Origin of the sequence: Streptomyces sp. NPDC100445 (assembly GCF_044759735.1) — a bacterium.
Taxonomy (GTDB): Bacteria; Actinomycetota; Actinomycetes; order Streptomycetales; family Streptomycetaceae; genus Streptomyces.
This window is the reverse complement of sequence record NZ_JBIVZV010000003.1, coordinates 567,269-590,574: the sequence shown is the minus strand read 5'-3', so window position 1 is coordinate 590,574 and position 23,306 is coordinate 567,269. Positions and strand designations below refer to the sequence as shown.

The 23,306-nt window shown below is 74.3% G+C and carries 20 protein-coding genes and 1 tRNA gene; 16 read left to right on the top strand and 5 right to left on the bottom strand.

What is annotated here, in order from left to right; all coding sequences use genetic code 11:
• Nucleotides 1–79 precede the first annotated feature (79 nt).
• The 4 genes from sbnB to ACIQVT_RS11670 all read left to right on the top strand — a co-directional run bounded on the left by sbnB (nt 80) and on the right by ACIQVT_RS11670 (nt 3,785).
• Nucleotides 80–1,123, top strand: a complete 1,044-nt coding sequence (sbnB, locus tag ACIQVT_RS11685) for a 2,3-diaminopropionate biosynthesis protein SbnB (protein WP_403750885.1) — start codon at nt 80–82, stop codon at nt 1,121–1,123.
• A 129-nt stretch (nt 1,124–1,252) separates the two neighbouring features.
• Complete coding sequence (locus ACIQVT_RS11680) at nt 1,253–1,708, top strand: MaoC family dehydratase (RefSeq protein ID WP_403750883.1); 456 nt, start codon at nt 1,253–1,255, stop codon at nt 1,706–1,708.
• Nucleotides 1,709–1,854: 146 nt separating this feature from the next.
• Nucleotides 1,855–3,177 carry a histidine kinase gene (locus tag ACIQVT_RS11675; RefSeq protein ID WP_403750881.1) on the top strand — a complete coding sequence of 441 codons (1,323 nt, stop codon included), beginning with the start codon at nt 1,855–1,857 and terminating at the stop codon, nt 3,175–3,177.
• Nucleotides 3,141–3,785, top strand: coding sequence for a LuxR C-terminal-related transcriptional regulator (locus ACIQVT_RS11670; RefSeq protein ID WP_403750878.1), 645 nt, complete (start codon nt 3,141–3,143; stop codon nt 3,783–3,785). Before ACIQVT_RS11675 ends, ACIQVT_RS11670 begins: the two co-directional genes overlap by 37 nt.
• An 81-nt stretch (nt 3,786–3,866) precedes the next feature.
• Here the strand turns inward: ACIQVT_RS11670 and ACIQVT_RS11665 are convergent, their stop codons facing one another.
• Entirely contained in the window at nt 3,867–4,472 is a 606-nt protein-coding gene (locus ACIQVT_RS11665) for a hypothetical protein (RefSeq protein ID WP_403750876.1), read from the bottom strand.
• A gap of 242 nt (nt 4,473–4,714) precedes the next feature.
• Here ACIQVT_RS11665 and ACIQVT_RS11660 point away from each other — a divergent pair, with 242 nt between their 5' ends.
• The 5 genes from ACIQVT_RS11660 (at nt 4,715) to ACIQVT_RS11640 (ending at nt 9,009) form a co-directional block, all read left to right on the top strand.
• Nucleotides 4,715–5,569, top strand: coding sequence for a bifunctional methylenetetrahydrofolate dehydrogenase/methenyltetrahydrofolate cyclohydrolase (locus tag ACIQVT_RS11660; RefSeq protein ID WP_403750874.1), 855 nt, complete (start codon nt 4,715–4,717; stop codon nt 5,567–5,569).
• The gene (locus tag ACIQVT_RS11655; RefSeq protein WP_403750872.1) at nt 5,559–6,032 is read left to right on the top strand and encodes a DUF3017 domain-containing protein; all 474 of its coding nucleotides are present in this window, start codon (nt 5,559–5,561) and stop codon (nt 6,030–6,032) included. Before ACIQVT_RS11660 ends, ACIQVT_RS11655 begins: the two co-directional genes overlap by 11 nt.
• Nucleotides 6,033–6,173: 141 nt before the next feature.
• On the top strand, nt 6,174–7,517 hold the full coding sequence (locus tag ACIQVT_RS11650; protein WP_403750870.1) for a DUF2690 domain-containing protein: 1,344 nt from the start codon (nt 6,174–6,176) through the stop codon (nt 7,515–7,517).
• A 352-nt stretch (nt 7,518–7,869) separates the two neighbouring features.
• Nucleotides 7,870–8,859 carry a malate dehydrogenase gene (locus tag ACIQVT_RS11645; protein ID WP_403750868.1) on the top strand — a complete coding sequence of 330 codons (990 nt, stop codon included), beginning with the start codon at nt 7,870–7,872 and terminating at the stop codon, nt 8,857–8,859.
• A 77-nt stretch (nt 8,860–8,936) separates the two neighbouring features.
• Nucleotides 8,937–9,009, top strand: a tRNA-Gly gene (locus ACIQVT_RS11640).
• Nucleotides 9,010–9,067: 58 nt separating this feature from the next.
• Here ACIQVT_RS11640 and ACIQVT_RS11635 read toward each other — a convergent pair.
• Nucleotides 9,068–10,006, bottom strand: a complete 939-nt coding sequence (locus ACIQVT_RS11635; protein ID WP_403750866.1) for a serine hydrolase domain-containing protein — start codon at nt 10,004–10,006, stop codon at nt 9,068–9,070.
• 620 nt (nt 10,007–10,626) lie between these two features.
• A complete protein-coding gene (locus tag ACIQVT_RS11630) occupies nt 10,627–12,048 on the bottom strand; it encodes an MFS transporter (protein WP_403750864.1) in 1,422 nt (473 codons plus the stop codon).
• Nucleotides 12,049–12,148: 100 nt separating this feature from the next.
• Between ACIQVT_RS11630 and ACIQVT_RS11625 the strand changes: the two genes are divergently transcribed.
• From ACIQVT_RS11625 to ACIQVT_RS11600, 6 genes are all read left to right on the top strand, one after another.
• Entirely contained in the window at nt 12,149–13,114 is a 966-nt protein-coding gene (locus ACIQVT_RS11625; RefSeq protein ID WP_403750861.1) for a LysR family transcriptional regulator, read from the top strand.
• A gap of 149 nt (nt 13,115–13,263) precedes the next feature.
• Nucleotides 13,264–14,784, top strand: a complete 1,521-nt coding sequence (locus ACIQVT_RS11620) for an aldehyde dehydrogenase family protein (protein ID WP_403750859.1) — start codon at nt 13,264–13,266, stop codon at nt 14,782–14,784.
• A gap of 42 nt (nt 14,785–14,826) precedes the next feature.
• Nucleotides 14,827–16,359 carry a GMC family oxidoreductase gene (locus ACIQVT_RS11615; protein ID WP_403750857.1) on the top strand — a complete coding sequence of 511 codons (1,533 nt, stop codon included), beginning with the start codon at nt 14,827–14,829 and terminating at the stop codon, nt 16,357–16,359.
• Nucleotides 16,356–17,693 carry a glycine betaine/L-proline ABC transporter ATP-binding protein gene (locus ACIQVT_RS11610; RefSeq protein WP_403750855.1) on the top strand — a complete coding sequence of 446 codons (1,338 nt, stop codon included), beginning with the start codon at nt 16,356–16,358 and terminating at the stop codon, nt 17,691–17,693. The genes ACIQVT_RS11615 and ACIQVT_RS11610 overlap by 4 nt, the downstream gene beginning before the upstream one ends.
• Nucleotides 17,693–19,639, top strand: a complete 1,947-nt coding sequence (locus ACIQVT_RS11605) for an ABC transporter permease (RefSeq protein WP_403750853.1) — start codon at nt 17,693–17,695, stop codon at nt 19,637–19,639. The genes ACIQVT_RS11610 and ACIQVT_RS11605 overlap by 1 nt, the downstream gene beginning before the upstream one ends.
• A gap of 1 nt (nt 19,640) precedes the next feature.
• A complete protein-coding gene (locus ACIQVT_RS11600; RefSeq protein WP_403750851.1) occupies nt 19,641–20,594 on the top strand; it encodes an ABC transporter substrate-binding protein in 954 nt (317 codons plus the stop codon).
• A 6-nt stretch (nt 20,595–20,600) separates the two neighbouring features.
• On the opposite strand, the gene ACIQVT_RS11595 is transcribed toward ACIQVT_RS11600, so the two are convergent.
• On the bottom strand, nt 20,601–21,323 hold the full coding sequence (locus ACIQVT_RS11595) for an isocitrate lyase/phosphoenolpyruvate mutase family protein (RefSeq protein WP_403750849.1): 723 nt from the start codon (nt 21,321–21,323) through the stop codon (nt 20,601–20,603).
• A complete protein-coding gene (locus ACIQVT_RS11590; RefSeq protein ID WP_403750847.1) occupies nt 21,320–21,820 on the bottom strand; it encodes a carboxymuconolactone decarboxylase family protein in 501 nt (166 codons plus the stop codon). Before ACIQVT_RS11590 ends, ACIQVT_RS11595 begins: the two co-directional genes overlap by 4 nt.
• 46 nt (nt 21,821–21,866) lie before the next feature.
• Here ACIQVT_RS11590 and ACIQVT_RS11585 point away from each other — a divergent pair, with 46 nt between their 5' ends.
• On the top strand, nt 21,867–23,267 hold the full coding sequence (locus ACIQVT_RS11585) for a PLP-dependent aminotransferase family protein (protein ID WP_403750845.1): 1,401 nt from the start codon (nt 21,867–21,869) through the stop codon (nt 23,265–23,267).
• Nucleotides 23,268–23,306 lie beyond the last annotated feature (39 nt).

Sequence of the window (23,306 nt, the reverse complement as noted above, 5' to 3'; positions counted from 1 at the left end):
ACCGGCCGCCCCGTCACCGCACGCCGGTCGCGCACCGGCCGGCCCCACCTTCCCGAACCCGTATCGGAGCGCTGTTCCCATGACCCCACAAGTGTCCCAGGCCCCTTCCTTCTCCGTGATCTCCGGTGCCCAGGTGCACCAGGTGCTCACCGGCGCGGAGGACGAGGTCGTCTCCACCGTCGAGGCCGCCTACCGGCTGCACGGCGAGGCGCGGACCGTCAACCCGGACTCGTACTTCCTGCGCTTCCCGGACCGGCCGTCCTCCCGGATCATCGCGCTGCCCGCCTCGGTGGGCGGTGACGTCGACGTGCACGGCATCAAGTGGATCTCCAGCTTCCCGGAGAACGTGGCCGCCGGCCTGCCACGCGCCTCGGCCGTCCTCGTCCTCAACGACGCCGAGACCGGCTACCCGTTCGCCTGCCTGGAGTCCTCCATCATCAGCGCCGCGCGCACCGCGGCCTCCGCGGCCCTCGCCGCCGACCGGATCAGCCGGGCGCGCGGTACCCGGCCCACCCGGGTCGGGTTCTTCGGCACCGGCCTGATCGCCCGCTACATACACACCTACCTGGCCGCCGGCGGCTTCGACTTCGACGCCCTCGGCGTGCACGACCTGTCCGCCGAGCACGCCGAGGGCTTCACCGGGTACCTGCGGCGCGCGGCCGGGGACCGGGCGGAGATCACCGTGTACGACAAGCCCGAGGACCTGATCCGCTCCAGCGACCTCGTGGTCTTCGCCACCGTCGCGGGCGAGCCGCACGTGACCGACCCCGGATGGTTCACGCACAACCCGCTGGTGCTGCACGTGTCGCTGCGCGACCTGGCCCCGGAGGTCGTCCTGTCCGCGTGGAACGCGGTCGACGACATCGACCACTGCCTGAAGGCCGGCACCTCGCCCCACCTCGCCGAACAGCTCACCGGCACCCGGGAGTTCCTCGCCGGCACCCTGTTCGACGTGCTGACCGGCGCCATCACCCCGCCCGCCGACCGGCCGGTGGTCTTCTCGCCGTTCGGGCTCGGCGTGCTCGACCTGGCGGTGGCCAAGTACGTCCACGACCGCGTCCGCGAGGCCGACCTGCTGCACACCGTGCCCGGCTTCTTCCACGAACTCAAGCGCTACGGCTGAGCCCGCGCGCGCCGGGGCCGGCCAGGCCCCGGCGCGCGCTGACGAACGGATGACGACCCGCTGACCGAACGGCCGCGCCGCGGGCGACCGCCTTGTCCGGCCCTCCGGCAGCCGCACAGAATCGACGCCATGAGATCTTTCGCCACCCTGGACGAGTTCTCCGCCGCCGTCGGCGAACACCTGGGCCACAGCCCGTGGACGCCGGTGACCCAGGAGCAGGTGGACCAGTTCGCCGGCGCCACCGGCGACCTCCAGTGGATCCACACGGACCCCGAGCGCGCGGCGACCGGGCCGTTCGGCGGCACCATCCTGCACGGTTACATGACCCTGGCCCTGCTGCCCACCATGATGCGTGCCATCTTCGACATCGAGAAGGTCGAGATGGGCGTCAACTTCGGCCTGGACAAGGTGCGTTTCCCGCATCCGGTGCCGGTCGGCTCCCGGGTGCGCGGCGGCGCGAAGCTCACCGGGGTGCGGGAGACGCCGGTCGGCCACCTGGCCGCCGTCCGGATGACGGTGGAGGTCGAGGGGCGGTCCCGGGCCGCCTGCGTGGCCGACACGCTGTCGCTGTTCGTCGGCCCCTGACGGACGCGGGGCCAAGAGGGGTGTTTTTACCACCGATTTCGCCGCCCCCCGGCCACCACAATGAGGGGGCGGGCCCTTCGGCCCACGACGGACGTACGACACCGGCACCGCTCACGGCGGGGCGGGGCGAGGAAGGAGCGGGACGCATGGACGACCGCACGATGCAGCTCGGCGGGGTCCGCCAGCCGGCGGCGATCAGAGGGTTCTCGGTGGCCGCCGGCATGACGGGACTGCGGCGGGCGCTGGCGCTGTGCTGGATGTCGATGGCGGCTTTCGGCCGTTCCCTCGCCGTGTCCGGGGCGATCAGCCTGGTCGGTCCGGGCCTCGGCATGGTGCCGCGGGCCATGGAGGGGGTGCGGTCCCTGGCCGCGCACCAGCGTGAACTGGCGCTGCGCTGGGCCGGCGTGGCGATCCCGGGCCCGCCCGGACCGCTGCCGCCCGCGCCCGCGGGTGCCTCGGGTGCCGTGGCCCGCTACCGCTGGATCATGAGCGACCCGCAGACGCGGCGCGAGTACGTGTGGGTGCTCACCGAACCGCTGGCCGGCGGCTTCCTCGCGTTCTTCCCGCTCGCGCTGATCCTCAGCGGGGCGTGGGGCGTCTTCCTCGCCTTCTTCGGGGTTCCGCTGTCCACCGAGTGGGACGGCCTGTGGTACCAGTTCATCCCGATCGAGGGCCAGGCCACCGCGGTCCTCGCCGGTCTGCTCGGTCTGCTCCAACTGCCGCTGGCCCTGTGGGCGGCCCCGCGCGCGGTGCGCCGGCACGCCCTGTACACGAGGGCGATGCTCGCGCCGAGCGAGAGCGAGCTGATGGCCAGCCGGATCCAGCACCTGGCCGCCACCCGCTCCGACGCGGTGGACACCCAGATGGCCGAGATCCGCCGGATCGAGCGGGACCTGCACGACGGCGCCCAGGCCCGTCTGGTTGCCATGGGCATGACCCTCGACGCGGCAGAGCACCTGCTGGAGACCAACCCCGAGGCCGTCCGCGCCCTGCTCATCGAGGCCCGCCAGTCCTCCTCCGCCGCCCTGGAGGAACTGCGCAACCTGGTCCGCGGCATCCACCCGCCCGTCCTCGCCGACCGCGGACTCGCCGACGCCATCAGGGCGTTGGCCATGGTGTGCCCCGTACGCACCGAGGTCCAGGTCGACCTGCCGGGCCGCCCGGAGATGCCGGTGGAGTCCGCCGCCTACTTCGCCATCTCCGAGATCCTCACGAACGTGGCGAAGCACGCGCGGGCCGACCGGGCCTGGATCGACCTTCGTTACGATCGCGGCATGCTCCACATCACCGTCACCGACGACGGTCACGGCGGTGCCGACGCCTCCCTCGGCACCGGACTGCGGGGCATCGAGCGGCGGCTCGCCACCTTCGACGGCGTGCTGGCCCTGAGCAGCCCGGTCAACGGGCCGACGATGGTGACGATGGAGATCCCGTGCGTATTGTCCTCGCCGAAGACCACTTCCTCCTGAGGGACGGGCTGATCCGCCTGCTCGGGGCCTACGGCCACGACGTGGTGGCCGCCGTGGACAACGGCACCGACCTGCTGGAGGCCCTGGGCAGGGAACAGCCGGACGTCGCCGTCGTCGACGTCCGGCTCCCGCCGAACTTCACCGACGAGGGCCTGCGCGCCGTCCTCGCCGCCCGCAAGGAGAACCCCGACCTGGCGGTCCTCCTGCTCTCCCAGTACGTCGAGCCCCTCTACGCCCGTGAGCTGCTCACCAGCGGCGGCCGGGGCGTCGGCTACATGCTCAAGGACCGCGTCACCAACGGCGCCCAGTTCCTGGACTCCATCCAGCGGGTGGCCGCGGGCGGTACGGCCATGGACCCCGAGGTCATCTCCCAGCTGCTGGTCCGCAAGGAGCGCGACGAGGCCGTCGGCAGCCTCACCGAACGGGAACGCGAGGTGCTCGAACTCCTCGCCCAGGGCCGCTCCAACGCGGGCATCGCGGCAGCCCTGTTCGTCACCGAGAAGGCCGTCGCCAAGCACATCGGCAACATCTTCACCAAGCTCGGCCTGCTCCCGACGGACGGCGACAACCGCCGGGTGCTGGCCGTCCTGACCTATCTCGACCAGTGAGCCGGCGGCCCGGGGGACGCAGCGGGCCGCGCCCCGTCCGTCCGGACGGGACACGGCCCCGGGACACCGGCCCCCCGCGGATCAGTACCGCGGACGGTTGAACCACGCCGTGGCGGCACCGGTGACCATCGACGCCAGGATGATGCCGGCCATGGCCAGCGAGATCAGCCCGAAGAAGGTGGCGGAGCCGTTCGCGCCGTTGACCATGTTGGTGATGCCGCCGAGGATCATCAGACCCGCGTAGACGATCGTGGTGATGCGGATGCCGCTGCCGCCGTTCTTGAACTTCACGCCCAGGAAGATCGACAGCGCGCCCAGGCCCAGCAGCAGCGCCGCGAAGAGGTAGCCCAGACCGGCCAGGCCGTCGGTGCTGTCACCGGAGCCGACGCCGTTGGACACGTCCTGGACGGCACCGACCGCCGCGCCGACGACGAAACCGGCCAGGATCTGGAAGCCGGACAGGATGAACAGCAGCACCCGCGCGGTCTTCATCAGGCCGGGCATCTCCATCGGGAGGCCGTAGCCGTGCTGGTGGAGCGGGGGCGCGGCCGGGTAGCCGTAACCGGGCTGGCCCTGGGGGGCGGCCGGGTAGCCGTAGCCGGGCTGGCCCTGCGGGGGCGGGGGCGGGTATCCGGGCTGCTGGCCCTGCGGCGCGCCGTAGGGGTTGTTCGGGTCGCCAAAGCTCATGGCGGTCTTCCTCCGTTGCGATGCTCAAGTGCGGGGACGACGCGCGGCACGGTGCGGAGGAAAGTTCTACAGATGCGGTCCGTCCCCCCGGTACTGCCCGCGGCACTGTGTGGTCATCGTTCTTTAACGGGCTCTTACTTGTCCAGCCGGATACGTCAGGTGTTGTGCAAGTGCAACATCGCTGATCAAGCTGTGACACCCGGATTCGTCCCCGGGCCGGGTCATCCGCGAGGATGGGACCCATGACCGCCCAGATTCTCGATGGCAAGGCCACCGCAGCCGCGATCAAGTCTGATCTGACCGCCCGCGTGGCGGCGCTGAAGGAGAAGGGCGTCACGCCCGGCCTCGGCACGATCCTGGTCGGGGACGACCCCGGCAGCCAGAAGTACGTCGCCGGCAAGCACCGCGACTGTGCCCAGGTGGGCATCGCCTCCATCCAGCGCGAGCTGCCCGCCACCGCCACCCAGGCGGAGATCGAGGCGGTCGTCCGCGAGCTGAACGAGGACCCGGCCTGCACCGGCTACATCGTCCAGCTGCCGCTGCCCCGGGGCATCGACGAGAACCGCGTCCTGGAACTCATGGACCCGGCCAAGGACGCCGACGGCCTGCACCCGACCAACCTCGGCCGCCTCGTCCTGAACGAGCCGGCCCCGCTGCCCTGCACCCCCAACGGCATCCTCACCCTGCTGCGCGCCCACGGCGTGGAGATCAAGGGCGCCGAGGTCGTGGTCGTCGGCCGCGGTGTCACCATCGGCCGTCCGATGCCGCTGCTGCTGACCCGGCGCAGCGAGAACGCCACCGTGACCCAGTGCCACACCGGCACCCGCGACCTCTCCGCCCACCTGAGGCGGGCCGACATCGTCATCGCCGCGGCCGGCTCCCCGCACCTGATCCGCGCCGAGGACGTCAAGGCGGGCGCGGCCGTCCTCGACGTCGGCGTCTCCCGCGACGCCGACGGCAGGATCGTCGGCGACGTCCACCCGGACGTGGCCGGGGTGGCCGGCTGGATCTCCCCCAACCCCGGCGGCGTCGGCCCGATGACCCGGGCCCTCCTGCTGGTCAACGTGGTCGAGGCGGCGGAGCGCAGTGCCGGCTGAGGACGCCCGCGAGTCCGCGGAACCGACCGTGCGGGACGCGATCAGCGCCCCCGACGCCGAGGGGCGCCCGCGCCGCGTCACCCGCCGCTTCCCGCTGTTCACGCGGGACACCGCCCGGCCGGAGGGCGGCGGCCGGGCCGCGCCCGGCGACGCCCCGGCGCCCGCCCGCCAGTGGCCCCTGCTCGTGGTCCTGTCGGCCGTCGCGCTCGGCCTGCTGCTGACCGCCCTGGACCTGTTCCGGGTCGGCACCCTGCTGATCGGCGCCGCCCTGCTGGCCGGCGCGGTCATACGCTGGGTGCTGCCCAGCGTCGGCATGCTCGCCGTCCGCTCCCGCTTCACGGACATCGCCACCTACGGCGTCCTCGGCCTGGCGATCGTGCTGCTGGCGATGATGGCCCAGCCCAAGCCGTGGCTGGAGATCCCGTTCCTGAAGGACACCCTGCACCTCACGGTCACCAAGTAGCGGCTCCTCGTACGGCAGGTGGCCCGCGTCCCGCACCGGACGCGGGCCACCCGCCGTGTCCCCTGCCGCCGGCACGGCCCGGAGCTGGGATCCTTGGACGTGCGCACGGAACACGGGGGAAGAGGGGAGGAGGGGGAAGCGATGCCTCGCTGGAACACCCTGCCGGAGGAACTGGACCCGCAGATCGGGGAGTTCGTCGAGCGGATGCGGCGGCTCGTCGACCACGGCGGCCTGAGCGTCGTGGAGCTGGCCGACACCACCGGGTACGGCAGGACGTCCTGGGAGCGGTACCTGGCCGGCCGGCTCCTGGCGCCCAAGGGCGCGGTCGTCGCGCTGGCCGAGGTCACCGGCACCCCCACCGCCGACCTGACCGGCCTGTGGGAGCTGGCCGAACGCGCCTGGAGCCGGGCGGAATCGGACCCCGACGACACCGGGCGCGCGAACGGCGCCGCCCCCGCCCGGCCCGCCGCGACGGCGGGCGCGGCCACGGGCACGGGCACCGGCACGTCCACCGGCACCGGCACGGGCACCGGCACCGGCACGGGCACCGGCACCGGCAGGGGCACCGGCACGTCCACCGGCACCGGCACGTCCACGGGCACGGGCACGTCCACCGGCACCGGTCCGGCGTCCGGCGACGGCGCCCGTGTGGGGGCCGGTGCCGCTCCCGCGCCCGGCGCCAACTCCTGGGGGCTGGCGGGATACCTGGGTCCGTCGAAGGCGACCGTCCGCCCGGCGGGCACCCCGGCCGGCCCCACCGGCCCGTCGGCCACCACCGCCCCGGCCCCGGGCGCTCCGCGCACCCCGGCCCCGGCCGCACCGGACGGCATCCCGGGCGCCACCGCCGGGGCCGCCGGCACCACCGCCCCGACCCGGGTCACCCCCATCGGCCTCCCGACCGCGCCGGTCCCCGCGAACACCCCCGCCGGGACACCGGCCCCCCGTGCCGGGCACCCGGCGCCCGGGCGCTCCGGCCCCGCGGAACCGGTGCCCCCGCGCCGGCAGCAGGTGCTGATGTTCTTCGCGGGCATGGCCGGCGTATTCGTCCTCATCGGCGGTGTCTTCCTCCTCACCCACCGGGACGGCGGTCACCGGGGCCAGGACGCGGCCGCCTCCTCCCGGTCCGCCCGCCCCCGGCCGAGCCTGCCGCCGGGCGTGAAGTGCTCCGGTTCCGCGTGCACCGGCAAGGACGCCGAGGCGATGGGGTGCAGCGGCGACCTGGTGACGACCGCCAAGTCCGTCACCCTCGGCACCACCGTCCTGGAGGTCCGCTACAGCAGGACGTGCGGCACGGTCTGGGGCCGGATCACCGGCGGCGCGCCCGGCGACACCGTGCGGCTCACCGTGGGCGGGGTCCGGCAGTCGGGTGACATCACCGCGACCGGGGACACCATCGCGTACACCCCGATGGCCGCCGTACGGGACCCGGCGCGGTCCCGGGCCTGCGCCACGCTCGCCTCCGGGCGGACGGGCTGCACCGACTAGCCGCGCGGACAGAGGCGGAGGACGAAATTCCGCGCCGGTGCGCATGCCCGGGCCGGAACCGGGGCAGGTGTTGCCGTACCCCCACGGGAGTCCGGCACCCCGGTACCCCCCTCGGCGGCCGTCCTCGTTCACCCCCCCTCGAACGGACGGCCGCCTTTTTTCACCCGCTCGCGGGCCCCGCACCGGGTGACGGGCATGCCCGGCGGACCCTGTGGGCTGAGCCACACGGCCCCGTACGTCTCGCATGCCGGATGCGCGATAGCCTGACCGCTGGATCTCTCTTGATGCCAAGAGATCGATCATCCGCCCGGGGCAGGGACGCCCCACCGCCAGCTGTCATACGGAGAACGCCATGACCCGCACTCCCGTGAACGTCACCGTCACCGGCGCGGCCGGCCAGATCGGTTACGCCCTGCTCTTCCGCATCGCCTCCGGCCAGCTGCTCGGCGCGGACGTGCCGGTCAAGCTGCGCCTGCTGGAGATCACCCCGGCGCTGAAGGCGGCCGAGGGCACGGCCATGGAGCTGGACGACTGCGCCTTCCCGCTGCTCCAGGGCATCGACATCACCGACGACCCCAACGTCGCGTTCGACGGCGCCAACGTGGCCCTGCTGGTGGGCGCCCGCCCGCGCACCAAGGGCATGGAGCGCGGCGACCTGCTGGAGGCCAACGGCGGCATCTTCAAGCCGCAGGGCAAGGCCATCAACGACCACGCCGCGGACGACATCAAGGTCCTCGTCGTCGGCAACCCGGCCAACACCAACGCGCTCATCGCGCAGGCCGCCGCGCCGGACGTCCCCGCCGAGCGCTTCACCGCGATGACCCGCCTGGACCACAACCGCGCGCTGACCCAGCTGGCGAAGAAGACCGGCACCGCGGTCGCCGACATCAAGCGCCTCACCATCTGGGGCAACCACTCCGCGACCCAGTACCCGGACATCTTCCACGCCACGGTCGCCGGCAAGAACGCCGCCGAGGCCGTGAACGACGAGAAGTGGCTGGCCGAGGACTTCATCCCGACCGTCGCCAAGCGCGGCGCCGCGATCATCGAGGCGCGGGGCGCGTCCTCCGCCGCCTCCGCCGCCAACGCCGCCATCGACCACGTGCACACCTGGGTCAACGGCACCGCCGAGGGCGACTGGACCTCCATGGGCATCCCCTCGGACGGCTCCTACGGCGTCCCGGAGGGTCTGATCTCCTCCTTCCCCGTCACCACCGAGAACGGCACGTACCGGATCGTCCAGGGCCTGGACATCAACGAGTTCTCCCGCGCCCGCATCGACGCCTCCGTCCAGGAGCTCGTGGAGGAGCGCGAGGCGGTCCGCGGCCTCGGCCTCATCTGATCCGACGTGGTGCGACCCGGCGGTCGTGGGTTATAGTTGATCACGCACCGGCCGCCGGGAAACCGGCACCAGGTGATGCGTTGGTGGTCCAAGGAAAGACGCCCCGCTTCCTGCGGGGAGATGCAGGTGCAAGGCCTGCCCGGCGCTCCACACACGAGATCCCCTCCCGCTCGGCGGGAGGGGATCTCGTCGTTGTCGCACCCAGTGGTCAACCCTCCCGGCGGAGCGCCTCCAGCGCGGCGCGGTCGGTGTCCTCGGAGCGTCCGTTCAGCCGGTGCACGACCACCCACCGTCCGTCCTCTGCCGCCCCGGCGAACACGGACGCGTCCCGGGTGGCGCCGTTGTGCCACCGCAGCGGGCCGGCCGTCTGCCAGCTCACGGCCGGTTCGCCCAGCCGCCGCTCCACCAGCAGCCCCACGACGAGTCCGGCCACGGCGCGCGGGGTCGCCCACAGGCCGCCCGCCGGGAGGATCGCCCCGTTCATCGTCCAGGGCCTGCGCCGCGTGCCGGCGAGGCCGGGGGCGAGCAGCCGCCGTCCGGGGGCGGGATCGGCGCTCACCCCGGTCAGCTCCGCCGGGTGCAGGACGTACGTGTCGAGCAGCTCCTCGTAACCTGCCCCGCCCGCCGCGGCCAGCGCCGCGCCGAGGACGGCGTACCCCAGGTTGGAGTACTCCTCCTCGCCCGGCGGGCGTACGGCGACGGTGTCCATGCCGCGCACCAGCCGCAGCAGTTCGGCCGGGCCGAAGGCCGCGTACGGGTCCCGGCCGCGCAGGCCGGGCGGCAACCGGGGGAGGCCCGAGGTGTGCCGGGCCAGGTTCAGCAGGGTGATCCCGGTGCCGGGCGGCGCCGGCAGCCACCGTTCGACGGGGTCGTCGAGGCGGACCGCGCCCGTCTCGGCCATCCGGGCGAGGAGGGTGCCGGTCAGCGGCTTCGTCAGCGAGCCGATCTGGACGTACCGGTCCACCGCGTGCCCGCCGGTCACCCGGGGCGGCCCCACGCCGGTCAGCACGCAGGTCGGGACACGGAACATGGCACGTCCTTTCGCTCGACACCACATTCTGCGACGCCCCCACCCACCCGTGATCAAGTTCAGGCCACCACCCCCACCCACCGAGGCGCTCACGCCCACCGCTGTCCCTCGGCCCACCGTCGGCTCCACGGTCGACCCCCGGCACCGACGGACCCCGGGCCGGACTCGGCCAGGACGCCCCCGCCCTGTGGCCGACCCCCGGCCGGCGTTCCCCCTCCGGTCACCGGCGTGGACCCGGCCGCCGCCGCGGCACCGGCGGGCCCCCGGCCGTAGGCCCGATCCCGGCCAACGGCTTCCCGGCTCGCCTCTCGTCTTCCGTCCCGCGACCGTCTCCGGCTATCGGCGTGGTTCCCGCCCACCGACCGGCCTTCGTCCGCCGCTGTCCCTCGGCCCACCGTCGGCTCCACGGTCCGCGGCCGGCCTCCCGGCACCGACGGGTCCCGGGCCGCGACTCGCCCAGGGCGCCCGTCCAGCGGCCGGCTCCCGGCTCCCGGCCGACGTTCGCCTTCGCTCACCGGCTCGCCCTCGCCGCAGCTCCGGCCTCCCGGCAGCGGCGAGCCCCGGGCGCGACTTGGCCAGGGCGCTCCCGTCCCTCGGGCGGGCACCCGGTTCGCCGTCGGCCGCTGCTCCGGCTCCGGGGCACCGGCGTGGTCCCGGTCGGTGCGCGGCCTCCCGGCATCAGAACCCCCCGGACGTGGGCGTGGGTCCCGGGCAGTCGGCCGTGGCGCCGGGACCGGTCAGGGCGGGGTCGGTCCCGCGGTGGTCGTCGTCGGTTCGGCCGGTGCCGGTGTTCCCGGGGTGGGGCGGGACGGGCGCGCGGGGGTGCGGTAGCCGGTGACGACCACGGCCGTGGCCAGGAGTACGACCGTGCCGACGACCCGCAGGGCCGGACCCATCCCGTTCGCGAAACCGGTGTGGCCCGCCAGGCCGGTGCCGGCGACGGCGACGCCGAGGGCCGCGCCGATCTCGCGGGCGGAGGTGCCGAGGCCGGAGCCGAGCCCCGCCCGGTGCGGGGGGAGCGACACGACCACGCCGAGGGTGAGCGCCGGCATGGCCAGCCCCGTGCCCGCCGAGATGACCAGCAGCCAGCAGGCGTACAGCGGGTAGGGCGTGTGCGCGTCCGCGGTGGACGCGGCCAGCAGGCCCGCGCCGATCAGGGCGAGCCCGGTGCCGACGACCGGGCGAGGGCGCGCCGACCAGCGGGCCGCGAACTTCGGGACCAGGGCCATGCCGGTGATCAGCGGCACGATCGCGACGCCCGTCGTCGCCGGCCCGAACCCCTTCACCTCTTGGAGGTACTGCGAGTTGACGAAGAACAGCGCGAACAGGCCGAAGAAGCCGGTCGCCAGGCCCAGCGTCGCCGCGCGCAGCCCGGCGGAGCGGAAGACGCGCGGGTCGAACAGCGGGGTCCGGGAGCGCAGGGCGTGGACCGTGAACGCCGTGAGCAGCAGGACGCCCGCCGCGAACGCGGCCAGGACGCGCGCCGAGGTCCAGCCGCGGCCGGGGCCCTCGATGATGCCGAGGAGCACGGCGACCAGGCCGGCCGTGAGCAGCAGCGTGCCGGCCGGGTCCGGGCCGGCCTGCGGGGAGCGGGCCGTGCGCGGGGTGGTCACGGCCACGGCGGCGGCGAGGACGCCGGCCAGCGGGACCATCACGGCGAACAGCGCCCGCCAGGACAGGAACTGGCCGGCCAGCCCGCCGCCGAGGTTGCCGGCCAGGCCGCCCAGCCCGATGGCCAGCGTCCAGGACGCCATCGCCTGGGCGCGGTGTCCGGGGCCGGCCAGGTGCACCAGGATCGACAGGGTCGCGGGGGTGATCAGCGCGGCCCCGGCACCGGACACGCCCCGGCCGGCGATGAGCAGCGCCGGGCCGGGCGCGAGCGCGCTGGTCGCGGCGCCGGCGGCGAACAGGGCCAGCCCGCAGAGCAGGGCGCCCTTGCGGCCGTACCGGTCGCCGAGCGCGCCCGCCGGGATCAGCAGGCCCGCGAAGACGATGACGTACGCGTCGACCGTCCACAGCAGTTCGGTGTGCGAGGGGTGCGGGGTGGACGACGCGAGCTGGGGGATCAGCAGATTGACGGCCGCGACCATGCTCTGCGCGACCAGGACGCAGGCGCACAGGGTCAGCAGGGTCGGGCGTTTCAGGGCGTGCGCGGGCACGGCTCCTCCCGGGAGCTGATGGGTGGTGGGGGACGCGCTCTCACCGTAGGGTCGGCTCCGACCTGCTGACCAGTGCAACCTTCGCAAGGAATACCTGCGCATGACGCAATCCGCGGACCTGGACCTGAACCTGCTGGTGGCGCTCGACGTCCTGCTGGAGGAGGAGAGCGTGCGGGGCGCCGCCCGGCGACTGCACCTGTCCGAGCCGGCCATGAGCCGCACCCTCGGCCGTATCCGCCGGGCGCTCGGCGATCCGGTGCTGGTGCGGGCCGGCCGCCGGATGGTGCCCACCCCGCGCGCCCTCGCCGTACGGGCGGAGGTCGCCGCCGTGGTGGAGCGGGCCCGTGCCGTGTTCGCGCCGGACCGGGACACCGACCCGCGCACGGTCAGCCGGACCTTCACCGTCCTCGGCCACGACGCGATCGCCGCCACCCACGGCGCGGCCCTGTTCGCCCGCGCCGCCCGCGAGGCGCCCGGCATCCGGCTGCGGTTCCTGTCCGAGAGTCACGTGGACGCCCCCTACCTGCGCCAGGGCACCGCCGACCTGGAGGTGGGCGTGATCGACACGACCGCGCCCGAGGTGCACGTGGAGACCGTGTACGAGGACCGCATGCTCGGTGTCGTACGGGCCGGACACCCCTTGCTCGAGGGTGAGTTGACGCCCGAGCGGTTCGCGGGGGAGGCGGGGCACCTGATCGTCTCGCGGCGCGGCCGGTCGCGCGGACCGGTCGACGACGCCTTGGCCGCGCTCGGCCTGGACCGCCGGGTGGTGGGCAGCGTCGGCACCTACCCGGCCTCCCTGTTCGTGCTGCGCGAGACCGATCTGATCGGGCTGGTCAACCAGTGGGGCCGCCCGCTGGCCGACACCCTCGGCCTGGTCACCTTCGAGGTGCCGCTGCCGCTGCCGGCCGTCCCGATCGGCTTCGCCTGGCACCCGCGGCACGACGCCGACCCCGCTCACGCCTGGCTGCGCGGCTGCTTCCGGGAGGCCATGCTCCAGGGCCCGGACACCGGGCGGCCCCACTCCGGCCCGTCCGCCACGCCTGACCCGCGCCCGCCTTTGTGAGCCTTTCAGCCGCCTTTTCCGTGACCCGGCGCACTTTCGGCCACCGATCGCGCATGCGTGGCAGGCGTCTGGGCAGGCGACCGCGGTCCCCGAGCGTGACCTGCGTGTGACACAGGGGCACCGAACAGGAACGGAAGGCGACACCGATCATGGCGGACAGAACGGAACGACACCCCCGGGCGACGATCCACGCGGGCGGCGAGTGGCTGGAATCGGTCTCCGGCGCGACCCGCGAGATCCTGGACCCCGCGGACGCCAGACCCTTCGCCGTGGTCGCGGAGGGCGACGAGAAGGACGCCGAGCGCGCGGTGGCCGCCGCCCGGCAGGCCTTCGATCACGGACCCTGGCCCCGCACCCCGGTCGCCGACCGCGCCGCCCTGCTGCGCCGCGTCGCCGCTCTCCTCGTCCGCGACCGCGAGGAACTCGGCCTGCTGGAGAGCCGGGACGCGGGCAAGACCGTCGAGGAGGGCCGCGTCGACATCGACTGCGTCGCCGACGCCTTCCGCTACTTCGCCGACCTGGTCGCCGCCGAGGCCCCCGGCCGGGTCGTCGACGCGGGCTCGCCCGACATCCACAGCGTGGTCGTCCACGAACCGGTCGGCGTCTGCGCGCTGATCACCCCGTGGAACTACCCGCTCCTCCAGGCCAGCTGGAAGATCGCCCCGGCGCTCGCCGCCGGCAACACCTTCGTGATCAAACCCAGCGAGATCACCCCGATGACCACGATCGCGCTGATCGGACTGCTCGCCGAGGCCGGCCTGCCCGAGGGCGTCGCCAACCTCGTCACCGGCCCCGGCCACACCGTCGGTGCCCGGCTCGCCGAACACCCCGGCGTCGACCTCGTCTCCTTCACCGGTGGCCTCACCAGTGGCGTCAAGGTCGCCCAGGCCGCCGCGCCCGGCGTCAAGAAGGTCGCCCTGGAACTCGGCGGCAAGAACCCCAACGTGGTCTTCGCCGACGCGTGCGCCACCGAGGAGGGCTTCGACACCGCCGTCGACCAGGCCCTGAACGCGGCCTTCATCCACAGCGGCCAGGTCTGCTCGGCCGGCTCCCGGCTCATCGTCGAGGAGTCGGTCCGCGAACGCTTCGTCGCCGAAATCGCCCGCCGCGCCACGAAGATACGCCTGGGCCGCGGCACCGAGGAAGGCGTCGAGTGCGGCCCGCTCGTCTCCGAGCAGCAGCGCGCCAGGACCGAGTCGTACGTCGCCTCCGCGCTCGCGGAGGGCGCGGTGCTGCGCTGCGGCGGGAAGCGGCCCGAGCCCTCGCCGGCCCGCCCGGAGGCCGGCTACTTCTACGAGCCGACCGTCCTCGACGCCTGCCACCGCGAGATGAAGGTCGTCCGCGAGGAGGTGTTCGGCCCGGTCCTCACCGTGGAGACCTTCCGCACCGAGGAGGAGGCCGTGTTCCTCGCCAACGACACCGAGTACGGCCTCGCCGGCGCCGTCTGGACCACCGACCCCGGCCGCGCCCGGCGCGTCGCCGCCCGGCTGCGCCACGGCACCGTCTGGATCAACGACTTCCACCCCTACCTGCCGCAGGCGGAGTGGGGCGGCTTCGGCAGGAGCGGCACCGGCCGCGAACTCGGGCCCGCCGGGCTCGCCGAGTACCGCGAGACCAAGCACGTCTACCAGAACCTGGCGCCCGCGCCGGTCCGCTGGTTCGCCGGCTGAGTCCCCGCCCGACCCCTTCCACACCTCCGGAGCAGCACCCCCATGTCCCAGACCCCCCACCTCTACGACTACGTCGTCATCGGCGGCGGCACCGCGGGCTCCGTCATCGCCTCCCGCCTCACCGAGGACCCGGACGTCACCGTCGCCGTCATCGAGGGCGGCCCGAGCGACGTCGGCCGCGACGACGTCCTCACCCTGCGCCGCTGGATGGGCCTGCTCGGCGGCGAACTCGACTACGACTACCCGACGGTGGAACAGCCCCGCGGCAACTCCCACATCCGGCACAGCCGTGCCCGCGTCCTGGGCGGCTGCTCCTCGCACAACACCCTCATCTCGTTCAAGCCCCTGCCCTCCGACTGGGACGAGTGGGAGGCGGCCGGCGCGAAGGGCTGGGGCGCCACCGCGATGGACGGCTACTTCGACCGCCTCGAGAACAACATCGTCACCGTCGACGAGAAGGACCGGAACGCCATCGCCCGCGACTTCGTCGACGCCGCCCGCTCGGCACTCGGGGTACCCGCGGTCGACGGCTTCAACCGCGCCCCGTTCACCGAGGGCGCCGGCTTCTTCGACCTCGCCTACCACCCCGAGGACAACAAACGCTCCTCCGCCTCCGTGGCCTACCTGCACCCCGTGCTGGACGAGCGCCCCAACCTCCACCTCTTCCTGGAGACCTGGGCGTTCCGGCTGGAGCTGGACGGCACCCGCGCCGAGGGCGTCCACGTGCGCACCGGGGACGGCGAGGAACTGCTGATCAGGGCCCGTCGCGAGGTCGTGGTGTGCGCGGGCGCCGTCGACACCCCGCGGCTGCTGCTGCACTCGGGCATCGGCCCCCGCGAGGACCTCCGGGCGCTCGGCATCCCGGTCGTCCACGACCTGCCCGGTGTCGGCGAGAACCTGCTCGACCACCCCGAGTCGGTGATCGTCTGGGAGACCCACGGACCCATCCCGGACAACTCCGCGATGGACTCCGACGCGGGCCTGTTCGTGCGCCGCGACGCCGGGCACGCGGGCCCGGACCTGATGTTCCACTTCTACCAGATCCCGTTCACCGACAACCCCGAGCGCCTGGGCTACGAACGGCCGCCGTACGGCGTCTCGATGACCCCGAACATCCCCAAGCCGAGGAGCCGCGGCCGGCTCTACCTCACCAGCGCCGACCCGTCCGTCAAGCCCGCCCTGGACTTCCGGTACTTCACCGACGAGGACGACTACGACGCCCGGACCCTCGTCGACGGCATCCGCATCGCCCGTGAGATCGCGGCGGCCGAGCCGCTGGCCGGCTGGCTCAAGCGCGAGGTCTGCCCCGGTCCGGAGGTCGTCGGCGACGAGGAGCTGAGCGAGTACGCGCGCAGGGCCGCGCACACCGTCTACCACCCGGCCGGCACCTGCAAGATGGGCGCCGCCGACGACGAACTGGCCGTGGTCGACCCGTCCTTGAGGATCCGCGGTCTGTCCGGCATTCGCATCGCCGACGCGTCCGTCTTCCCCACCATGACCGCCGTGAACCCGATGATCGGGGTGCTCATGGTCGGGGAGAAGGCCGTCGACCTGATCGGAGGCGATCCCCGATGACTCCCACCGTCCCCACCCGCAAACCGCCCACCGCCGACGCACCCGTCTTCTCGGTCTCCGGCCTGTGGAAGGTGTTCGGGCCCAAGGCCGACCGCGTCCCGGCCGACCCGGAACTGAGCGGGCTGGACCCGGCCGACCTGCGGGCCCGCACCGGCTGCACGGCCGCCGTCCGCGACGTCTCCTTCGACGTCCGCAAGGGCGAGGTCTTCGTGGTCATGGGCCTGTCCGGCTCGGGCAAGTCCACCCTGGTCCGCTGCCTGACCCGGCTGATCGAGCCCACCGCCGGCTCCATCTCCATCGACGGCGAGGACGTTCGCGCGATGGACCGGGCCCGGCTGCGCGAACTGCGCCGCCACCGCGCCGCGATGGTCTTCCAGCACTTCGGCCTGCTCCCGCACCGCACCGTCCTCGACAACGTCGCCTACGGCCTGGAGATCCAGGGCGTCGGCAGGTCCGAACGCCGCGAGCGGGCCGCCGAGTTCGTCGCCAAGGTCGGCCTGGAGGGCATGGAGGGGCGCCGGCCCGACCAGCTCTCCGGCGGTCAGCGCCAGCGGGTGGGCCTCGCCCGGGCCCTGGCCGTGGACCCCGAGGTGCTGCTCTTCGACGAGCCGTTCAGCGCCCTCGACCCGCTGATCCGCCGCGACATGCAGGACGAGGTGGGCCGCCTGCACCGCGAGGAGGGTCGCACGATGGTCTTCATCACCCACGACCTGAACGAGGCCCTGAAGCTCGGCGACCGCATCGCCCTCATGCGCGACGGCCGGGTGGTGCAGCTGGGCACGCCCGAGGAGATCGTGGGATCCCCCGCCGACGACTACGTCCGCGAGTTCGTCCGGGAGGTCCACCGCGAACAGGTGATGACCGTGCGTACGGCGATGCGGCCCGCGTCCGGGCGGGAGGCCGGGAGCGGACCCGCGCTGCGGCCGGAGGCCACGGTGGCGGAGGCGATCGAGGCGGTGGCCAGGGCGGGCGGTCCGGCCCGGGTGATGAACGGGAGCGCCTGCGTGGGCGTGGTCGACCACGAGCAGCTCCTCGGCGTCGTCGCCGGCATACCGACGGCGGCGGACACGGCCGCCGCCCCGGCCGGTGACGCCTCAGACCTCGGTGACCCGTTCGGCGACGCCCCCGGCACCGGCGGCGCCCAAGGCACCGGCACCGGCACCCGCGCCCCGGGCACCGCCGACGCGGCCCCCGGCCCCCGTGCCGCCGGACCCGCGTCCCTCCCCGGCAGGCCGGCACCCGGCAGCCACCGGGCGGCGGACCAGCGGTCCGCCCGTACCGGCCCGGGGACCACGCCCCCGCCCGCCCCCCGCACCAGCCCGGAGGCCGTGTGATGGCGACGGTCACCGCCCCCGCCGCCCGCGCGGGCTTCCCCCGCGCCCTGCGCGGCGGAGCCGCCGGCAAGCTGCTCCTGCTCGCCGTCCTCGCCGCCGTCCTGGCCCCCTGGGCGGCAGGCCGCTGGCCCGGCGCCGCCTGGCCCCACGAACTGACGGTCAGCCTCACCGAGCCCCTCGCCCGGGCCGGCGACTGGGTCATGGACAACCGGGACAGCCACCCCCTGTTCCTCTACTTCTTCGGCTACATCAGCAACGCGATCATCTGGGCCGTCCGCGCCGTCTACCTGACCCTGCTGGCCGCGGGCTGGGCCGGCGTCACCGCGTTCGGCGCGCTCACCGCCTGGCGGCTGGGCGGCGTCCGGCTCGCGGCCGGCACCGGGGTCGCCGTTCTGGCCTGCGGAGCGCTCGGCATGTGGGTGCCGACGATGCAGACCCTCGCCCTGATGGTCGTCGCCGTCCTCGTCTCCGTCGCCGTGGGCGTCGTCCTCGGTGTCGGCGCCGGCCTCTCCGACCGGCTCGACCGCGCCCTGCGCCCGGTGCTGGACACCATGCAGGTGCTCCCCGCGTTCGCCTACCTCCTCCCCGTCGTCCTGGTCTTCGGCATCGGCGTCCCCGCGGCCGTCCTCGCCACCGTGGTCTACGCCGCCCCGCCGATGGCCCGGCTCACCTCGCTGGGCCTGCGCGGCGCCGACCCCGAAGTCCTGGAGGCCGTGGAGTCGCTCGGCTCCACCCGGCGCCAGCGGCTGCTGACCGCCCGTGTCCCGCTGGCCCGCCGGGAACTCCTCCTCGGCCTCAACCAGACGATCATGATGGCGCTGTCCATGGCCGTCATCGCGGCGGTCATCGGCGCCGGTGGCCTCGGCGACCGCGTCTACCAGGCCCTCGCCTCGGTCGACGTCGGCGCCGCCCTCGCGGCCGGCATCCCCATCGTGCTGCTGGCCGTGGTCCTGGACCGCGTCACCGGCGCGGCCGGCACCGGCGCCCCGGCCACCGGCCGGCCCCGCACGATCGGCTGGCCGTACGCCCTCGCGGTCACCGTCGCCGCCGCGCTCGCCGCCCGCCTGCTCGGCGCGCTCGACTGGCCCGCCGGCTGGACGCTGCCCATCGCCGGACCGGTCGACCGCGCCGTCGACTGGATGACCTCCCATCTGTACTCCGGCGTCCCGGTCGTCGGCGGTACGGCCGACTGGGCGGGCCACTTCACCACCTGGGTCCTGAACCCCGTCCGCGACGGCCTCCAGTGGCTGCCCTGGTGGTCGGTGCTGTTCGCCGTCGCCGCCCTGGCCTGGCTGATCGGCACCTGGCGGACCGCGCTGACCGCCGTCCTCGCCATGGCCGCGATCGGTGTGCTCGGCGTGTGGGAGCCGTCCCTGGACACCCTCTCCCAGGTGCTCGCCGCGGTCGCGGTGACCCTGGTGCTGGGCTTCGCCACCGGTATCGCCGCGGCCCGCAGCGACCGGGTCGAGCGGGTCCTGCGGCCCGTGCTGGACGTGTGCCAGACGATGCCGCAGTTCGTGTACCTCATCCCGGTCGTCGCCCTCTTCGGCGTCGGCCGCGCCCCCGCGGTCGCCGCGGCCGTCGTCTACGCCCTGCCGGCCGTCGTCCGGATCACCGCGCAGGGCCTGCGCCAGGTCGACGAGGCAGCGCTGGAGTCCGCGCGCTCCCTCGGCGCGACCGGCCGCCAACAGCTGTGGCAGGTCCAGCTCCCGCTGGCCCGGCGCTCGCTGCTGCTCGCCGTGAACCAGGGCGTCGTCCTGGTGCTGGCCGTCGTCATCATCGGCGGCCTGGTCGGCGGCGGCGCCCTCGGCTACGACGTCGCCTTCGGCCTCGCCCAGGGCGACCTGGCGACCGGGCTGGTCGCCGGCGCGGCGATCGTCTGCCTGGGCCTGATGCTCGACCGGGTCACCCAGCCGACCGAACGACGCGCGAGGAAGGGAGCCTGACGTGCGACGACGTACGACCGCCCTGGCGGGCGCACTCATGCTGCTGACCGCGACCGGCTGCGGCGCCGCCGACATGACGAAGCAGGCCAGCCCGTTCGCGAACGCCCGGGGCGCGAAGACGGTCACGCTGTCCGTGCAGTCCTGGGTGGGCGCGCAGGCCGACGTGGCCGTCGCCCAGTACATCCTCGAACACGAGCTGGGCTACCGCGTCGACACCGTCCAGGTCGACGAGGTCCCCGCGTGGGACGCGCTCAGCCAGGGCCGGGTCGACGCCCTGCTGGAGGACTGGGGCCACCCGGACCAGGAGCGGCGGTACGTCCACGACAAGAGGACGATCGCGCCCGGCGGCGGCCTCGGCGTGACCGGCCACATCGGCTGGTACGTGCCGACCTACCTGGTGAAACAGCACCCGGACATCACGGACTGGAGGAACCTGAACAAGTACGCCTCCCTCTTCCGCACCGCGGAGAGCGGCGGCAAGGGCCAGCTGATGGACGGCTCCCCGTCCTACGTCACCAACGACAAGGCGCTGGTGAAGAACCTGAAGCTGGACTACCAGGTCGTCTTCGCCGGGTCCGAGGCCGCGCAGATCACCCAGATCAAGCAGTTCGCCAAGGAGAAGAAGCCGTTCCTGACCTACTGGTACGCCCCCCAGTGGCTGTTCGAGAAGGTCCCCATGACGGAGGTGAAGCTGCCGCCGTACAAGAAGGGCTGCGACGCGGACACCGCGAAGATCACCTGCGCCTACCCGCACACCCCGCTCCAGAAGTACCTCAACGCCGGCTTCGCGAAGGACGGCGGCCGGGCCGCGGCCTTCCTGAAGAGGTTCCGGTGGACCACCGAGGACCAGAACGAGGTGGCGCTGATGATCGCCGAGCGGAAGATGGCCCCGGCCGAGGCGGCGCGCGAGTGGGTGGACGGCCACCGCGACGTGTGGAAGAAGTGGCTGTCCTGACCCCTCTCAGCCGCGCAGGGAGCGGGCGATCTCGTCCAGTGCGGCGTACGCCCGCCGCTGGAAGCCCGGCCCGAACGTGACCCGGGTGGCCCCGAGTCCGCCGAGTTCGGCGGGCGAGGGGCCGTCCCCGTCCAGCCGGGCCAAGGCGTTCAGCGGGCCCTGGACGCCGGAGCGCAGCAGCGGCAGCACGGCGGGCGGGGCCATGATCGGGTAGACGCAGTCCGCGCCCGCCGCCACGTACGACGCGGCCCGCTCGATGGCCCGCTCGGGGTCGCCGTCGCCGTGCAGGAAGACGTCGATGCGTGCGTTGACGAAGAGCCGGTCCCCGGCGGCCGCGCGGACCTCCGCGAGGTACTCGGCGTGCGCGTGCCGGTCCTCGAGGACCCCGTCGTGCGAGTCCTCGAGGTTGCACCCGACCGCGCCGGCCTCCAGCAGCCGTTCCACCAGCTCCCCGGCCGCCAGCCCGTACCCGCCCTCGACGTCCGCCGACACCGGCACGTCCACCGCCCGCGTGATGCGGGCCACCGCCGCGAACATCTCACCGGCCGGGGTGTGCCCGTCCTCGTACCCGAGCGAGGCGGCGATCCCGGCGCTCGGCGTGGCCAGCGCCGGGAACCCGGCCGCCGCGAACACCCGGGCGCCGGCCGCGTCCCAGGGGCCGGGCAGCACCAGCGGATCGCCCGGCCCGCGCCGGACGTGCAGGGCGCGGAACGCCTCCGCCCGGTTCACCCGTGCTGCCCCGGCCGGTAGTGGCCCGGGGTCATCCTGGTGGTCACGCCGAACCGGTTCCAGGCGTTGATCACCGTGATCGCGGCGATCAGCTGGGCGAGTTCGGCCTCCTCGAAGTGCTCGGCGGCCCGTCCGTACACCTCGTCCGGGACGAAGCCGTCGGTCAGTACGGTGACCGCCTCGGTCAGCTCGATGGCCGCCAGTTCCTTCTCCGTGTAGAAGTGCCGCGACTCCTGCCAGGCGCTGAGCTGCACGATCCGCCCGACGCTCTCCCCGGCCGCGAGGGCGTCCTGGGTGTGCATGTCGAGGCAGAACGCGCAGCGGTTGATCTGGGAGGCGCGGATCTTCACCAGCTCGTACAGCGCCGGGTCCAGGCCCTTCTTCGCGGCGGTCTCCAGTCGGATCATCGCCTTGTAGACCTCGGGTGCGTGCTCGGCCCAGCCCAGCCGCGGGGCTTCCTCGGCGGCGTGGACGCCGCTCTCCTGCGTAGTGCTCATGCCTCGACCCTAGAAGCGGGGCAGCCCGGGAGTATGGTCCATTTCCATGGCAAGACCTTGGGCCACTCTGGGCGTCGACCTGCACCTCGAACCCGCCCGCTCCGGTGGGCTGCGCCGCGGCCTGACCGACGCCCTGCGGGACGCCGTCCGCACCGGCCGCCTCACCCCCGGCACCCGCCTGCCGTCCTCCCGCACCCTCGCCGCCGACCTCGGCGTCGCCCGCAACACCGTCGCCGAGACCTACGCCGACCTGGTCGCCGAGGGCTGGCTCACCGCCCGGCAGGGCTCCGGCACCCGCGTCGCCGCCGGCGTGCCCCACAGCGCCCCGCCCGCCCCCGCCGGCCGCCCCGCGCCCCGCCGCGCCACCCCGGCCCCGGTCCACGACCTCACCCCCGGCTCCCCGGACCTCGCCTCCTTCCCGCGCACCGAATGGCTCCGGGCCGCCCGCCGCGCCCTGGCCACCGCCCCCTTCCAGGCCCTCGGCTACGGCGACCCGCGCGGCCGTCCCGAACTGCGCACCGCCCTCGCCGGCTACCTCGCCCGCGCCCGGGGCGTCCGCGCCACCCCGGAGACCGTCGTGATCACCGCGGGCTTCTCGCACGCCCTGGGCATCCTCGGCAAGGTGCTGCGGGCGCGCGGCGTCGAGGCGGTGGCGGTCGAGTCGTACGGCCTCGACGTGTACTGGCGGCTGCTGGGGAACGCCGGCCTCGCCACGCCCGCGCTGCCCTACGACGAACTCGGCACCGACCCGCGGGCACCGGGCGACGCGGGCGCGGTCCTGCTCACCCCCGCCCACCAGTTCCCCATGGGCACCGCCCTGCACCCCGACCGCCGGGCCGCCGTCGTCGACTGGGCGCGCCGCACCGGCGGACTGGTGCTGGAGGACGACTACGACGGCGAGTTCCGCTACGACCGCCAGCCCGTCGGCGCCCTCCAGGGCCTGGACCCCGACCGGGTCGTCCACCTCGGCACCGCCAGCAAGTCCCTCGCCCCCGGACTGCGCCTGGGATGGATGGTGCTGCCACCGGCCCTGGCCGAGGAGGCGACCGCGGCGAAGGGCCACACCGACACGGTGGGCGCCCTGGACCAGCTCACCCTCGCCGAGTTCCTCACCTCCGGCGCGTACGACCGCCACGTCCGCTCCGCCCGCCTGCGCTACCGGCGCCGCCGCGACGCCCTCGCCGAGGCCGTCGCCGGCCACGCGCCGGGCGTGCGGGTCACGGGCATCGCGGCCGGCCTGCACGCGGTGCTGCGCCTGCCGCCGGGCACGGAACAGCCGGTGGTCCGGGCCGCCGCCCGGCAGGGCCTGGCCCTGCACGGCCTCGCCTTCCACCGCCACCCCCAGGCCCGCGCCACCCCCCTGGACGCCCTGGTCGTCGGCTACGGCACCCCACCGGACAGCGCCTGGGCCGACACCCTGCGCGCCCTGTGCCGGGTACTGCCGTAGGCCCTGCCCGACCATTCGCGACCGCCGCGCGACGCAAGA